This is a genomic window from Cohnella caldifontis (genome assembly GCF_029360585.1).
GTDB lineage: Bacteria > Bacillota > Bacilli > Paenibacillales > Paenibacillaceae > Cohnella > Cohnella caldifontis.
Window position 1 is genome coordinate 1 of the sequence record NZ_JAQZSJ010000002.1, and the last position, 14,504, is coordinate 14,504.

Sequence of the window (14,504 nt, forward strand, 5' to 3'; positions counted from 1 at the left end):
AATCCTTGCTGCTACTGCATTTTTCAATTGTTCAGCAAGCCCTAATTAATATTATTAACATTCCGAAAATTGTCCAAAGTTTATCATTATTTGAAACACAATCTTTTTTCTTAAGTATGTACTTTCTTTTAATTTTGGATCTAATCCAGAAAAGAATAAGATAAATAATAAATGACGGAACAATAATAATTACCATCATGAAGAGGTACATTGATACTGTTAGAGTGGCTGGAGCAAGTATCGTTGACAAATTCAGTTCTACAAACTTATATGGCAAGTGGTAATGCGCCTTGTACCCAACCTCAAAGAAAAAGCCGTTCACATAACCTAGTAAAGTTAGATAAGGAATTAATAATGACGGGTTTATTGTAACCTTAGTTCCCGTTTTATCATTATTCTCATTTGCATTAATTTCTAGAGTACTCCGTTCTTTATCAAAAGACTTTTTCGAAATTATTTGAGTTCTTGATTTCATAATTCTCTCCTTTTCCTCACGAATTTCAGATAACCGCATTCACGACGCCCCACCACCTTAAGGACCCGAATGGGTCCGGCCGCGATGCGGTTAGGTGGTGCAGGTGTGTCGCCTGATTAAGTTTCCTCGAAATGCCTCGGGCGACCGAGGGACGGCGAATGCCGGCCCTCGTGAATGCAGTGTTAGACGAAGGATTGGTGCTTCCTGGGGTAACCCTCAAAGGTAATTGGTGTTGGATATCCATTGTGCCAATCGAGTTTAATTACTGGAATGCTAGACTCAGCACAGATGTCTAATATGTAATGAAGATATTCTTCAGGAAAATCCGCCCCTAGAACAATACCTTCCAGAGCACTAATTATAGAAAAGTATTCATACGAACTATCTTTACCAAGTAATACCCAGCGATACTCTAGTTCTGATTGCCAGTCTTTAAGTTTTGTAAAGAAAAGAGCTTTGTGGTTTTTTTCAAAGTATTGTTTTATAAAATCTTCCTCTCCGAGCTTATCTATTAACTTGCAACTTAATGAGTACTCTTTCATTTTCCCGTCTGGATCTCTATAACGAACAGGTCCCTCATATATTTGACCAATATGATTTACATCGTGATAGATTGAAACTCTAAGTATATTTTTATTAAATATCAAACAAACGCCAGAATGATTAAATCCATACTGTGCCCACATCCTTGGATGAGAATATCCCCGATAGAAAAATTTACAGCTTCCATTAATGAATTTCGTAGGGTCGTCTCTTGTAAAGCAAACCACCTTTATTCTTTCTTGTATTTCTTGTTGAATTTTTGTCGCCACATCTGGAATTTCAGTCTTGTTATAACCACTTATATCATATGAAAATCTCCAGATTTTTGATTCCCGTGGATCATTCGTTCTTAAAAAGGAACTAAATCTCATCATATTTGATGACAGAATATGATCAATGGCTACATCAAGTGTAGTATAGTGATATAAATATTTATCAGGATCATTAAAATTTATGCGAAAAGGTTTGTACAAATTTTCACCCCCAATACCAATCTTTCGTCTAACTGCTTTTCTGCGAATATGTTTCGTATTACAGAGATATAAAACATATAATGCGAAAGTTGTTCGTGATAAAGTCTTTCTTACTTATATCACGAATTCGGCAAATATCCTGTTTTTTCCTCTTTTTGATGTCGAGATACAAATCACACTTCGATTCACCAATCTCCATCACTGACTGCCACTAGGTGAATGCCCGTTGTAGGCAATACCGTTCACAATATCGACGTTAGCTCCGATACTGCCATCCCAATTGAAATAGAAGCCGCCTGCGAAGAAGCGGCTCCTCCTCCCTTACGCCTCCTCATACACCTGCTTTTTCCTGCCCAACTTCGACAGCGTCTCGTACACGATCGGCACGATCACGAGGGTCAGCAGCGTGGAGCTAATCAGGCCTCCGATGACCGTCACTCCGAGGCCGCGGGAAATGATGCCTGCTCCTTCAAGGCCGAATGCCAGAGGCAGCAAGGCGCCGATCGTGGCGAGCGCGGTCATGAGAATCGGTCGGAGCCGGGTGGCGCCGGCCTCCAGCAGCGCTTCGCGCGTGGACATTCCTTCCCGTTCTTTATGAATGACGCGGTCGATCAGCACGATCGCGTTCGTGACGACGATGCCGATCAGCATCAGGGCGCCCATCAACGCCGATACACTAAGCGTTTCGCCGGCAATCCAGAGTGCGACGAGACCGCCGATAATCGCGAACGGCAAGGAGAACATGACGGCGAACGGCTTCAGCGCGCCGCCGAACGTCAGGACGAGCACCAGGTAGACGATCGCGATCGCCGCGGCCATCGCAAGGCCGAGTTGGGTAAACGTATCGTTCATCTGTTCGGTGACGCCGCCCGCCTTGACTTCCACGCCTGCCGGCTTTTGAATCCGGTCCACCTTGTCCAAGAAATCGGAGGAAGCTTTTGCCACGTCTTTGACCGTGACGTCTCCGTTGACGGTCACGACCATTCGCCCGCCTTCGCGGTTGATGCTGTTCGAAGAAGTGCCTTCTTCGATCCGGGCGACGTCGCCGATTCGAACCTTCATGCCGAGCGGCGAGTCGATCGTTTCATTTTCGATATCCGTTATCGTTTGATAAGCCGTCGTGTCGGTTTCCACGTAAACGTTATAAGCCTGTTCATCGACTTGCACCTTGGTCAAAACGGGACGCGTGCGGGCGGGACTCAGCTTCATCGCGATCTGACCCGCGGTGAGGCCATATCGGCTAAGCTTTGCTTGGTCCACCGCGATCGTGTATTGGCCGTACGTTTTGGACAAGCTCGTTTTCACGTTTTGGAACGTGCTCTCTCCGGCCATCTGTTTTGCGATTTCATCCGCGACCGGCTTGATCTGCTCCAAGCTGTCTCCGTATATGCTCAGGCTGAATTTGCTGCCGCCGACGCCCCCTGCTCCCATGTCCATCGGGGCCCATTCTCCGACCGGAACGATTTCCTTCAACCGGGCAAGCAAGTCATCCTTCTTTCGTTCGAAGTTTTGTGTCTCGTCCCTGTACTGCAAAAAGAATAACCCCGATTTGGAACTGCCGGGCTGCAGCGGATTGGAGCCGCCGATCGAATACTGCAGGTTCACGAGATCGGGATCCTTCGCTTCGAGCAACGCCTTCTCCACCGTAAGCGCGCGCTGCTCAACGTCCTCGAGGCGATCCCCCGGCTCCGGCGTGTACGTGATCATCGCGTTTTTCTGCTCTTCTTCCGGCAGGAAGCTGGAACCGATCAGCGGCACCAGCGCGAAGCTGCCGAACAGGAGCACGACGGCCAAGCCGAATGTGACGATTTTGTGGTTCAGCGCGCCGTTCAGCACCCAGCGATAGCCGGAGGACAGCGCGCTGCGTTTCTCCTCGCGGCTATGTCGCTTGCGTTCCGGAATTCCGGAACGGAATAGAAGATGCGCAAGCATCGGCACGATCGTCACGGCCACGACCAGCGAAGCCAACAGCGCAAACACGATCGTCAGCGCGAAGGGCAGGAACAGTTGGCCGACCATACCCGTAACGAGACCAAGCGGCAGGAACACCGCGATCGTCACGATGGTGGAAGACAGGATCGGCAGGACCATTTCCCGAGTCGCTTCGATGAACAGCGCTTTCCCTTTCAGCGGGTCATCCTTAAGCGACAATCTTCGGTAAATGTTCTCGATCACGACGATGGAATCGTCGACCACCCGGCCGATCGCGACCGTCATCGCGCCCAGCGTCATGATGTTCAGCGTGATGTCGAACTGGCGGAGCAACAGTACAGCGATGATCAGCGAAAGCGGAATGGACACGATGGAGATGAGCGTCGTACGCAGATTCCGCAGGAACAGCAGGATGACGATGACGGCGAACACGGCGCCGTACAGCGCTTTTTCCAGCATCGTCTGAACCGATTTCTCGATCGGCTGCCCTTGGTCGAACATGACGTCGAGCTTCAAGCCTTCGTACTTCTGTTCGAAGGACCGAATCTGGTCCTTCACGGCGTTGACGACATCCACCGTGTTCGCGTCGTTGTCCTTTACGATCTGGATGCCGATCGAATCCCGGCCGTTCGTGCGGGAGATCGATTCGGCCTGGCCGGCCAGCTCGATCGCGGCGATGTCGCTCAGCTTCACGGTCGGCAAGCCGGCCGAAGGCTGCGGAACCGCCGGTTGCGCGGACGGCGCGGCATTCGGCTGCCCTGCCGTACCTGCTGCACCCGCAGCCCCCGTCACACCTGGCGCTCCGGACGCACCTGGCACAGTCGCCCCGGGCGCGCTTGGAGCAGCCGCTCCAGCCGCCCCAGGCGCGTTGGTTGGGCCGGCCGCCGAGGGAACGATCGGAATCTCGAGGTTTCTCAGATCGTCCAGCGTCGTCACTTTGCCGTCCACCACGACCGACTTCTCCGTCTTTCCGATTTCGAACAAGCCGAGCGGAGCCTTGACCGCCGAGCCCTGGATGACGCCTTTGACCGTATCCTCGGTCAGTCCGAGCGCCGCCATCTTCGCACGGTCGTACGTCAACCGGACTTCCTGCACGAACTGCCCGGCGACCTGAACGGAGGCCACGCCCCCGATTCCTTGAAAAGCCGGTACGAGGTCATCCGACACGACGCGGGTGAGCGCCTCCAGATTTTGATTCTTCGCGTCGCTGACGCTGATCGAGATCACCGGGAACGAATTGACCGAAAACTTCGAAATCGACGGGCTCTGGGCTCCTTCCGGAAGCTTGACGTCCGCCGCCGCTTCCCGAACCTCGGAAACGGCTTTGTCCATGTCCTGGCCGTAATCGAATTCCAGCATGATGTTAGAGGCGCTTTCCATGGACGTGGAGGTGATATTCTTGATCGACGATACGCTTTTGAGCCGCTGTTCGAGCGGTTCCGTCACGTCGGCCACGACCCCTTCCGGCGCCGCGCCGGGAACGATCGTGGTGACGGACAAATAAGGCAGCGACAAGTTAGGCAGGCTCTCCTGCTTCATGTTCAGGCCGGAATAAAGCCCGGCGGCCGTCACGATGAAGGTGATCATCCAAAGCGCGAATTTGTTGTCGAGCGAAAACTTGATGATGCTTCTCACGCTCTCCATCCTTTCGTTTGCCGAATCGCGTCCACTCTCCCGTAACGAAAAAAAGAACGGGAAAACGCTCCCCGTTCTTTCGCTTGCCTGCCTTAAACGTCGCAGGATTTCCAATCGGTCGGTTCCCCGGAATCGGGGCACGCCTGGAAAATCTGCCCTTTGTCGTACTTGATTTTGCGTCCGGTCACCGTCTCGTATACGCCGGAACGCGGAACCCGGTCGCCGGTAGCGTGTCGGGTCGGCTCGGGTGTCGTCATGGCGGGTCGCCCTCCCGGGAAGGAATGGTACGATCGTAGCTTGTTCCATTTCCTCCCTGCTTATTCGCCGCCGCGGCACCCGAACCGGCTTAAGCTCCAACCTCCGCTTTCCGGAGTTGCTTGGGCTTGAGATTGGCGATGGTGACGCCGGCCAAGATCAGGATTCCTCCCCCGATCTGGGCGGCCCGAATCGGATCCCCAAGCACGAGGTAGCCGACCACGATGGCGATGAACGGCGGAATGTTCATGAACATCGCGCTGGCAGACGGACCGACGACGGCGATCCCCTGATTCCACCAGAACCCCGCCAAGCCTTGGCCGATAACGGCGACGCCGACGAGCAGCACCCAAGTCAGAACATGATGGCTCCAGTGGAAATTGCCTTGGAAAGCTTCGACGCCGACTGCCGGCGCCATCAGCACCGTGCCGATCACCGTCGAGTAGATCGTGACCTCGTAGGAGGAGAGCGCGTTCGTCAACTGCCGGATGAAGAGCAGGCTGACGGACATCCCGAGCATGGCGAGCAGCAAATAGACGTCTCCTGCGGACGCGCCGAACGACTTGCCTCCGTACAGCACGATGCCGGCGACACCGATCAGCGCGAGGATCGCGCCGGCGAGCTTAAGCGGCGTGACGGTTTCTTTCAGGAACACGCGCGACAGCAGCGTCGTCGCGATCGGCGCCAGCGCCACGATCAGCGAGGCGTTGCCCGCCGTCGAATCTTCCAGTCCCTTGAAGTAGAACAGCTGGTTGATCAACGTTCCGAAAATGCCGGCAAACAGCAGCAGGCCCCACTCCCGGGGCGTCGGTTTCCGAAGGGATTTATGGATCGCAGCCACGGACAGCAGGAAAAGCGACATGACAACCAATCGGGCAAACGACAACAGAATGGGCGAAAACTCCCGCAGCATGTAGGCGCTGGCTACGAAATTGCAGCCCCACAGCAGCGACACGCCCCAAAGCTTCCCTATGACGGAACGGTCAGGCATCTCTCTCCGAGTTCTCCTCTTGTCCTTCGTCTCTATGAATCGGCAACTCTTATTTCAGTTCTTCCCGCCACCGGTGCTTCGGCTGCCAGCCGAGCAGCCGCTTCGCCTTCTCGTTGTTCAGCAGCGTCTCGTATCCGTTAAGGGGCGCGCGAAAATCGGTCGTTTGCGGATAACGGGCGGTCATCAGCTCCCGGCTCGGGATGTCCATGCTCGTCTCGTCGGAGGCGAGGTTCAAGGCGACGGAACCGAGGCCTTCGGCTTCGATCGCCAGCCGGCACGCTTCCGCCGCGTTCCGCGTGTCGATATAGCTCCACAGAATGCGTTCGCGTTCTTCCGGCTTATGGATGAAGGACGGAAACCGTTCGTACCAGTCGGGCGGAATCACGTTGCCCAAGCGAAGCGAAACGATCTGCATGCCCGTCCGGCGATGGAACATGTCGGCCGTCGCTTCGTTCACGACTTTGGACAAGCCGTAGCTGTCTTGCGGAAGCTGCGGATGCTCCTCGTCCATCGGCACGTATTGCGGGCCGAACGGATGGATCGCGAAGCAGATCCCGTAGGAAGATTCGCTGGACGCGATGACCGCTTTGCGGATGCCGAGGCCGGCCGCCGCCTCCAGGACGTTATACGTCGACATGACGTTGTTGCGGAACGTGACTTCCGGCGGAACCATTCCCGCCCTCGGAATCGCCGCCATATGAACGACCGCGTCGGCTCCCGCCAGTGCTCCGTACGTTTGGCCCAAATCCTCCAAATCCACGATGAGCGAAGGACAGACCGCCTCATCCGGCTGGCGCGTATCCACGCTTAACACTTCGTAACCCTGTTCCGCGAAATGCCGGACGACCCAGCGTCCCAGCATGCCGCTGCCGCCCGTGACCACGACTTTTGCCATTTCGAAATCTCCCTCCGTGTTGTCTCGATGCGCTGTATACGCGGTAAATCCTTGGTGCAAGCATTATCATTATAGTGCGATCGGAAAATAAAAAACAGCCTGCGCAAATCGCAGGCTGCCGGATCAAGTTTACATAATCATCATTATGTCACATCCATTCTCTTACTTCGGAAGTCCCAGCATGCGAACGATGGCCGATGCGGCTTCCGCCCGCGTCGTCTTCGCCATCGGGGCGAATTTCCCGTCCGGCATGCCGCCGACGATAATGATGCCGGTCTCCTCCGCTTTGGAAACGGAAGGTTTCACCCAATTCGGGATCTCCGCGTCATCCGCAAAGCCGGTCTTCTTCGCTTCCCCGATCGGGAGTCCGGATGCCCGCACTACCATGGAAACCATTTCCGCATGGCTGATGCTCGCGTTCGGCCGGAACGTGCCGTCCGAGTATCCGGCGATGATCCCCAGCTTCACCGCCTGCTGGACCGGCTTCACGGCCCAAGCGCCGATATCGTCCTTATCCGTGAAGGTTAGCGGCGCTCCGTCGTCCAAGGGCTTCACGCCCCTCATCAGCATGCTGGCGAACTCCGCCCGGGTCACCCCGCCATTCGGCCGGAACGTCCCGTCCGGATAACCCGATACCAGCCCAAGCTCAACCGCCTTGGCGATCTCCTTCTCCGCCGGGTGTCCCGCCAAGTCCGGGAAACCGGGAGCCGGTTCCATCGGAACGGGCGGATCTTCCAGCACGGTCACCACGCAAGACGCGATGAAATGGCCGACCTCCGTCTTCACGGCGATTTTCGCGAGCCCCGCCGATTTGGCCGTCACTTTGCCCGTTGCGTCCACCTCGGCGACTGTCTCGTTGTCGCTGCTCCAAGCCACGCTCCGATTGGCGGCGTCGGCCGGCGTTACGGTCGGTACGAGCATCCGGCTTTCCCCCGGCTTCAGCGCCAGCGCGGTAACGTCCAGCTTGACGCCGCTGACCGCCGGTTTTTCCAAATCGCCTAAATCCACGTGATACTTATCCAAGTATTTGAACGCGTCCACGTTAAGGATCGGGGTGTTGGGATCGATTCCGTTCCCGTCCTTCGGCTCAAGGAGTTTCGGGTCTACGAGCGGAATATCTTGCAGAATATCCAGCTTCGAAATCGGCACTTTCGTTTTTGCCGTCGCCCATACGGTTCCAAGCCAAAAATCCTTCGGCAGATCGTATTGATCGATGATCGGCGTCAGCGAATACACGTATATCGTGCTTTTCGACGTATTCGTTTGTTTATCCGTATAACTGAGCGGCCCCATGCTGTTCGCCGCTGGCGGCACTTCGAACGTCTTGTCGCCGTCCGGACCGGCCCTGGTCATCCGGTAGAACGATTCCATGTTCGTATTGTCGTTCCACCGGAGCGTAACCGAACCGTCATCGTTCGGCGTCGCCGTGAAATCGGAGATCTCCATAGGCTGCAACACTTTGTAAGGGCCTAGAATCTTCTCGGAATAGGTTTTGGAACCGACAATCGGATCGAAATACATGCTGAAGCGCAAAAGTACGGATACGTCCTTCCGTTCGACGGGGAGCGTGAAACCCGTACCCCAAAATCCGCCCACTTCCTTCGGCAACGGAACGTTCATCCACGTGGCCCCGCCGTCGACCGAGGATTCCAACTTCGGATTTTCGATCGACGTGCTGAAGGCTTTATCGGATTCGAACCGGATGGAATAAAGCCTTCCCGCGATCAAGAAAGCAGCCGGCGCTTGCGTAGCCACGTCGATCACGTTGGCGCGGGTGATCTTCGCCGCATTTGCGTTGCCTGCCGGCCACAGGATGCCCGCCGCCGCCAGCAGGACGAGCATCCCGATCCACGCTCTCAGGCCGAGCTTCCTCATCGACTCGGCGTTTCCCCGTTATCGAAGAAGGACGTATCCAGGATTCTCGCGTAAATATACGGATTCAGATTATGGCTCTGGACATGGATCCGGACTTTATCCAGACCTTCCACGTTGAAGACCATTTCCGTCACCGGGTCGTCCGGGCTGACCGTATGGGTCTCCAGCGCGACATCCGCCATATTCCCGGCCAGTTCGCTCGCGTTGTACGAAGTGAACTCCACGTCGTGCTCTCCGGGATCCACGACGGCGGCGTACAACACCAGCCGTTTGAACTTGCGATCCAGCGTGAATACGGCATCGCCGTACTGGTCGATCTTCAAGACTTCCTTGTACTGCGTATCCTTCACGAGCGTCTCCGCCGGGTTCTTGGTCAGAACGGCGTAAATGTTGTCGATCTCCATCGGCATCCCGAAAATCGGCGTTTTCTCGCCGGGTTTGCCGCCGATATAGATGATCTGGTTCGTGGCGTCGAAATCGATCGGGATTTTGAGCGCTTCCGCGATCGCCCTGGCCGGCAAGTAGTTGGTCCCGTTATAGTAGATCGCGTTCAGCGTTTTGCCGGATGCGTCCTTCGGCTGCCAGCGCTCGCCGTTCAGAACGAAAGAGACGCCTTTATTGAAAAACGCTTTGATCGGATCCAAATTCGCCGCCGCGTAGGCGGATCCGAGCGAACTGCATAGCATTGCGGCAACCATCATCATAATCAAAAACGGCTTCTTCTTCCAAAACTTCACGTCCCTATCACTCTCCCTTAAGGAAATACAGACGCCTTAAGGGTACCATCCGGCGGATTCCGGCCGATACTATCCGAAAGTTGCAATAAAGGAGTAATTCAAGGTTTCCCGAACCGATTCATGAGCTGGATCCGGTTTTTGACCTGCAGCTTGCGGAATAGGTTGAACACGTGCTTCTTGACGGTCGCCTCGCTCAGGATCAACGCGGAGGCGATTTCCGAGTTGGTACGGCCCTTGACCAGCAGCTCCAAGACGTCCCGCTCGCGTTTCGACAAAAGATGGATCGGTTCGTCATTTCCCTCCTTTTCCAGTCCGATACCGTACGATGAAATCATGCGGTTCAAATAAGCCGACAGCTTCTTGCCTCTCGTATCCAATAAGTAATAAGGCGTCGGCGTCACTCCGTCATAGTCGAAATGCACCGCATCTTGCACTTTCTCGAAACCCAGACTTTGGAAAACGTTGCGGAAAAACGGAATCGCGGGCGCGGTGGTGACGACCAGCCGGGCGGCCAGCATGTAGGAGATGAACAAGAGGCCCGCCGCTTGCCGCATCGCGGGATCGTCGTAATCGACGTCGATGAACGAGACGAAATATCCGGCCGCGGAATCGCTCGGCGTCCTGAATTCGCGGAGATTCGACTCGGACAACCGCGAGAAATAGGCGGAATACGGCGGTCGGGTCAGCAAATAGGGCAGCGTGCCTTCATGGATCGGCACGATTGCCGCCAAGCCGCGCATCCGGCCTTGTTCGTCGCGGATCAGCTTGACGATACGGGGATCCAACTCGTGCAACTCACGCAAATCGATGAGATGAAAGGCAGCGACCCTGTCTTCTTTGGAAATCCGGTATTCGATAAACGCGTCCGTGTCGGGATCGGAGAAGGGAATGCGGATGTCTTGGGCGAACCGGAGGCGGTTTTCGATATGCCGCTCGGCCTCGTCACGGTTCGAAGGGTGAAGCGGCTCCAAGCGGAAATTCACCGATTGCAGGTAAAACATCGTGCGGATCAGCCGGTCCCCGATATAATACACCCAGTCCGTGATTTCCGGGGCGGCCGCTTTCCTTCGGAGCGAGGCTTGCAGCTGCACGGACGAGAGTTGGACGCAGCGCCTCCATAGCCGGTCATACGCGGCAGGTACGCGTTCCCTCATCTCCCGGCCGATGGCATCCCTCAGCAAATCGTGCAGCAGCCATCCCCGTTCCCCTTTGCGGACGATCGAAAATCCGGTAAGCAGGCGGAACCGTTCCGTCGATACCGGCTTCTCCAGAATGTAGCTCAGGGATTCCTGGTTGAAATGCCGGGAGACGGCCGCGGCCTCCACCAGCTCGCGGGTCTCGGGATCCGGGACTTCCCTCAGCCAATTCGTCGCCACATGCGCGAAGATCCCATAGTCATCCTCCGGAACGAAAAGACCGTCCTGAAGCCGGCCCGGGGCAAGCGAGACGAATAGGGACATCGTCAGGGGATGGCCTTTCGTCTGCGCCCAAATGCCGCGGATCGTCTCTTCGTGCCGAATGCCGCATGCGGTCATATAGCGATGGGCGGCTTCGTACGGCAAATCGCCGAGCGGCAGACGGGCGATGAACCGCCTCCACGCCGGGGAAGAAAGCCAATCCCGCTGCAACGGCAGCCGGCCGGACACAATCGTCAGGATGTCCGGATGGAAATGGACGAGCAGCTGCTCGCGGAGCCAATGCTCCATTTCACCGATCTCTTCGAACGTATCCAGGGCAAGCACGAGTTTCCGCCCGCCCGCGGCAAGTTGAAGCTCATCCGCGCATCGGGCCGCGAGTTCTCGAACGTCCATCCGAGCCGTTTCGGCGGCCGGGATCGGCCGATGCAGCAAGCGCAGCAAGTAATCGCAGAACGCGGCGGGAATCCGGGGAATGGACCGGCTGTCGATGTACAGGAAAGGAATCCCGGCTTTCCCGGCGTGCCTGCGGAATTCGTCCAGCAAATAGCTTTTTCCGACGCCGCCCGTGCCGTAGAGGTTCAAAATTTTCGTATCCGGCGCGCCGCCCTCCAGACAATCGAGATAATAACGGATTTCGCGGTCCCTTCCGACGAGAACCTGGTGTTCCATCCGGTCGATCTCGCCGGCGATGCTCCGCCGCCCTTCCTCTCCCGGCACGGCGTCCTCTCCCCTTTCGCCCGGGATTATCTCCCGTAGCCGACGAATTTCTTAACCAACTTCTTCATTTCCTCCTCGGGGATGATCTTCGGTTCTCCCATGCTCTTCGCCCGGCAAAACACCTCGGCGCAAAATTCCATCGTCTCGGCGACGTTGAACGCGTCGGCAAGATCGCTCCCTCCGGCCAGGAGCCCATGATTGGCAAGCAGCACCGCTTTCCGGTCGCGCATTCCCTCGAACGCCGAGTCGGCCAACTCCTTCGTGCCGAAGGTCGCGTATTCCGAGCATCTTACGTTCGTCCCGGCCAGCGATACCAAATAATTCGCCGCGGGAAGGTCGATCTGCAGGGCCGCCACCGTCGAGGCAAAAGGAGAATGCGTATGGACGACGGCCCGGATGTCGGCTCTTCCGCGGTAAAACACGAGGTGCATGTCCAGCTCGCTGGAAGGCTTGCGCGTTCCGTCGACCGTCTTTCCCTCCAAGTCGACCACCACCACGTCCTCCGGCATCATCTTGTCGTAGGCCATGCCGCTGGGGCTGATCGCCGCCAAATTCGTTTCGGGGTCGTAGATGCTGAGATTGCCTCCCGAACCCCGGGTCAGCCCGCTCTCGATCAGCTTTCTTCCGTATTCGGCGATCTGTTCTCTCTCTTGTTGCAACAGCATGGCGTGTCCAGCCTCCCATGTCGATTTGTGGCAATAGGTGACGGTTGCGTTCTACAAAATACGGAATATCGGTTCCTCCGCGATATAACGCACGGGCAATCCCGGATAGCGCGCCTGCAGCCGATCGGCCAGCAGCTTCATCCCCGCCGCCTCGCTTTCGGCATGGCCGAGCGTAATCAGCGCTTTGCCCCGTCCTTGGCGCGCGGCATCCCGGATATATTCCGGCGTCTCCCATTCGGGTCCTTCCCCGCAGAGGACGAGATCCAGTTGATACTGCTCGATGAGAGGAATCGCGTGCGTTCCGCCGCCGCGATAACCGGCCATTAAACCGACCCGGCGGCATATGGCGTCCGGGTTCCCCGTGAAGCGAACGTAGCGGATCCCCAGCCTTTTTTTCGCCTGTTCCGCTGCTTCCAGCGCGGTCATGGGGGGAATCTCCGCGATCGAAGCGGTCGGCAGATGCTCCATCGCATAGGCACTCCAACCCAACGCCTCGATCAATCCTTCCATGATCCCGTCCGGTCGATAGCGATGCCAATAATCATGAAACCGGAAAATAGCCAGGCCCGACTCCTGGATGAAGCCCCGCTTCGCGCGAACGACCGGATCGGATTCCAGCGTCTCCGCGAACGCGTCCCGATGATGATAGAACGGCGCTTCGTGGGCGATGACCAGATTGGCGCCCCAAGCGGCGGCTTCCTCCAGCACCCGCTGCGACGGCATGAACGTCGTGACGATTCCGTTCACCTTGGCCGCGGGATCGCCGAATTTCAGCGTATCCACGGTATTTTCCAAAGGTCCGACGGGTTGGATCAACTCCCGGATTACATCTTGGACGGTGATTTTCATATGGATTCGTCGTCCTCTTCGTCATGGAGTCAAGAATTCTTGAGACAACAGAACACTCCCCGGGAAATGGGCGGAACCGCGTGAAGAAATCCCGAAACCATTCCGAGGAGTGCTGGCGAGTCAAACTATCCGATGAGGTTCCGCAAGAACGCCTCGAGCGCGGAGACGTCGGTGATGCCGCGGTTGCACGTTTCGCTGTTCAGGCACAAGTAGTTGCCGAACGACTGGTAATAATCGGGCGAAGCGCCCGCAGGCCGTTTCTTCGAGATGGCCGAGAACAGCGCCACTTCTTCGTGCCGGTTGCACAGGAAGCAAGTATTCTTCTTGTTCGCCGGGGTGACCGTTCCTTCTACGCCGACGTACCGACCGTCCAGCCGATAGACCAGGAACATGCGGTTCGATGCGATATCGGTCCAGCCGAGATAGGTGACGAAACGGGAATCCAGTCCGGACCGATCCGGCAGCTTCAGCTTTTTGATCTTGGGGAACAGCTTCCGCAGCTGTTCGTCCGTAAGCGCGCCGAAATCGGCAACGTATGGTTCCAACGAATCCGCGAATCGCTGGCAATCTTCCGCCGTCGCGAGATCGGCCGCGCCCGCGAGCAGCCGCTTCTGTTCTTCCGCGGCATCCGGCACCGCTTCCGATACCGCGATGGCCGTTTGCTCCCTGACCGCCCGGATCACTTTGGGGTCGGACACGGTTTGGATCGCGTTCCGAAGCTGGCCGACGGCCTTCTTGATTCGATTATATTGATGGTTTCTAATGAATGGTTGGTTCATTCTTTGCAGCCCCTTCAAGTGAATTCGTTCAAGCAAGGCGAGGCGCGCAAAGCCCATTATTAGAAACGAGTTCCTCTTGTTCGGGCGACAGGGAAAGTTACGCCAGCCGCCTCATGCAAAGGGTCGCCCCAATATCAGGCTTTGCATGAGCCGATTCGTCTTCCGGCAATGTGATTTGCCATCCCTACCGACCTCCTCTCTCTACCAACCATCATAAGCGATTGCCATTCGTTACCGCAAGCCTCGGCGGCGCGGTTCGGATTTC

At 56.3% G+C, this 14,504-nt stretch carries 12 protein-coding genes; all 12 read right to left on the reverse strand.

Annotation, left to right across the window (positions count from 1 at the left end; genetic code table 11):
* Nucleotides 1-31: 31 nt before the first annotated feature.
* Nucleotides 32-514 carry a hypothetical protein gene (locus PTZ19_RS02990; RefSeq protein ID WP_276352295.1) on the reverse strand — a complete coding sequence of 161 codons (483 nt, stop codon included), beginning with the start codon at nucleotides 512-514 and terminating at the stop codon, nucleotides 32-34.
* 143 nt (nucleotides 515-657) lie between these two features.
* Entirely contained in the window at nucleotides 658-1,491 is an 834-nt protein-coding gene (locus tag PTZ19_RS02995) for a DUF2971 domain-containing protein (protein ID WP_276352296.1), read from the reverse strand.
* A gap of 321 nt (nucleotides 1,492-1,812) precedes the next feature.
* On the reverse strand, nucleotides 1,813-5,058 hold the full coding sequence (locus PTZ19_RS03000; protein ID WP_276352297.1) for an efflux RND transporter permease subunit: 3,246 nt from the start codon (nucleotides 5,056-5,058) through the stop codon (nucleotides 1,813-1,815).
* Nucleotides 5,059-5,150: 92 nt separating this feature from the next.
* On the reverse strand, nucleotides 5,151-5,315 hold the full coding sequence (locus tag PTZ19_RS03005; RefSeq protein WP_276352298.1) for a hypothetical protein: 165 nt from the start codon (nucleotides 5,313-5,315) through the stop codon (nucleotides 5,151-5,153).
* 89 nt (nucleotides 5,316-5,404) lie between these two features.
* Nucleotides 5,405-6,304: a DMT family transporter gene (locus PTZ19_RS03010; protein WP_276352299.1), complete on the reverse strand. Its 900-nt coding sequence runs from the start codon at nucleotides 6,302-6,304 to the stop codon at nucleotides 5,405-5,407.
* Between the two features lie 49 nt (nucleotides 6,305-6,353).
* Entirely contained in the window at nucleotides 6,354-7,199 is an 846-nt protein-coding gene (locus tag PTZ19_RS03015; RefSeq protein WP_276352300.1) for an NAD-dependent epimerase/dehydratase family protein, read from the reverse strand.
* 162 nt (nucleotides 7,200-7,361) lie between these two features.
* On the reverse strand, nucleotides 7,362-9,074 hold the full coding sequence (locus PTZ19_RS03020) for an S-layer homology domain-containing protein (protein WP_276352301.1): 1,713 nt from the start codon (nucleotides 9,072-9,074) through the stop codon (nucleotides 7,362-7,364).
* Entirely contained in the window at nucleotides 9,071-9,811 is a 741-nt protein-coding gene (locus PTZ19_RS03025; protein ID WP_276352302.1) for a hypothetical protein, read from the reverse strand. The genes PTZ19_RS03020 and PTZ19_RS03025 overlap by 4 nt, the downstream gene beginning before the upstream one ends.
* 98 nt (nucleotides 9,812-9,909) lie before the next feature.
* On the reverse strand, nucleotides 9,910-11,946 hold the full coding sequence (locus PTZ19_RS03030) for a LuxR C-terminal-related transcriptional regulator (RefSeq protein WP_276352303.1): 2,037 nt from the start codon (nucleotides 11,944-11,946) through the stop codon (nucleotides 9,910-9,912).
* A 26-nt stretch (nucleotides 11,947-11,972) separates the two neighbouring features.
* Entirely contained in the window at nucleotides 11,973-12,611 is a 639-nt protein-coding gene (locus PTZ19_RS03035; protein ID WP_276352304.1) for an L-fuculose-phosphate aldolase, read from the reverse strand.
* A 51-nt stretch (nucleotides 12,612-12,662) separates the two neighbouring features.
* Nucleotides 12,663-13,460 (reverse strand): Nif3-like dinuclear metal center hexameric protein, encoded by a 798-nt coding sequence (locus PTZ19_RS03040; protein ID WP_276352305.1) that lies wholly within the window; start codon nucleotides 13,458-13,460, stop codon nucleotides 12,663-12,665.
* A 125-nt stretch (nucleotides 13,461-13,585) separates the two neighbouring features.
* Nucleotides 13,586-14,239 (reverse strand): FusB/FusC family EF-G-binding protein, encoded by a 654-nt coding sequence (locus PTZ19_RS03045; protein ID WP_276352306.1) that lies wholly within the window; start codon nucleotides 14,237-14,239, stop codon nucleotides 13,586-13,588.
* Between the last annotated feature and the right edge of the window lie 265 nt (nucleotides 14,240-14,504).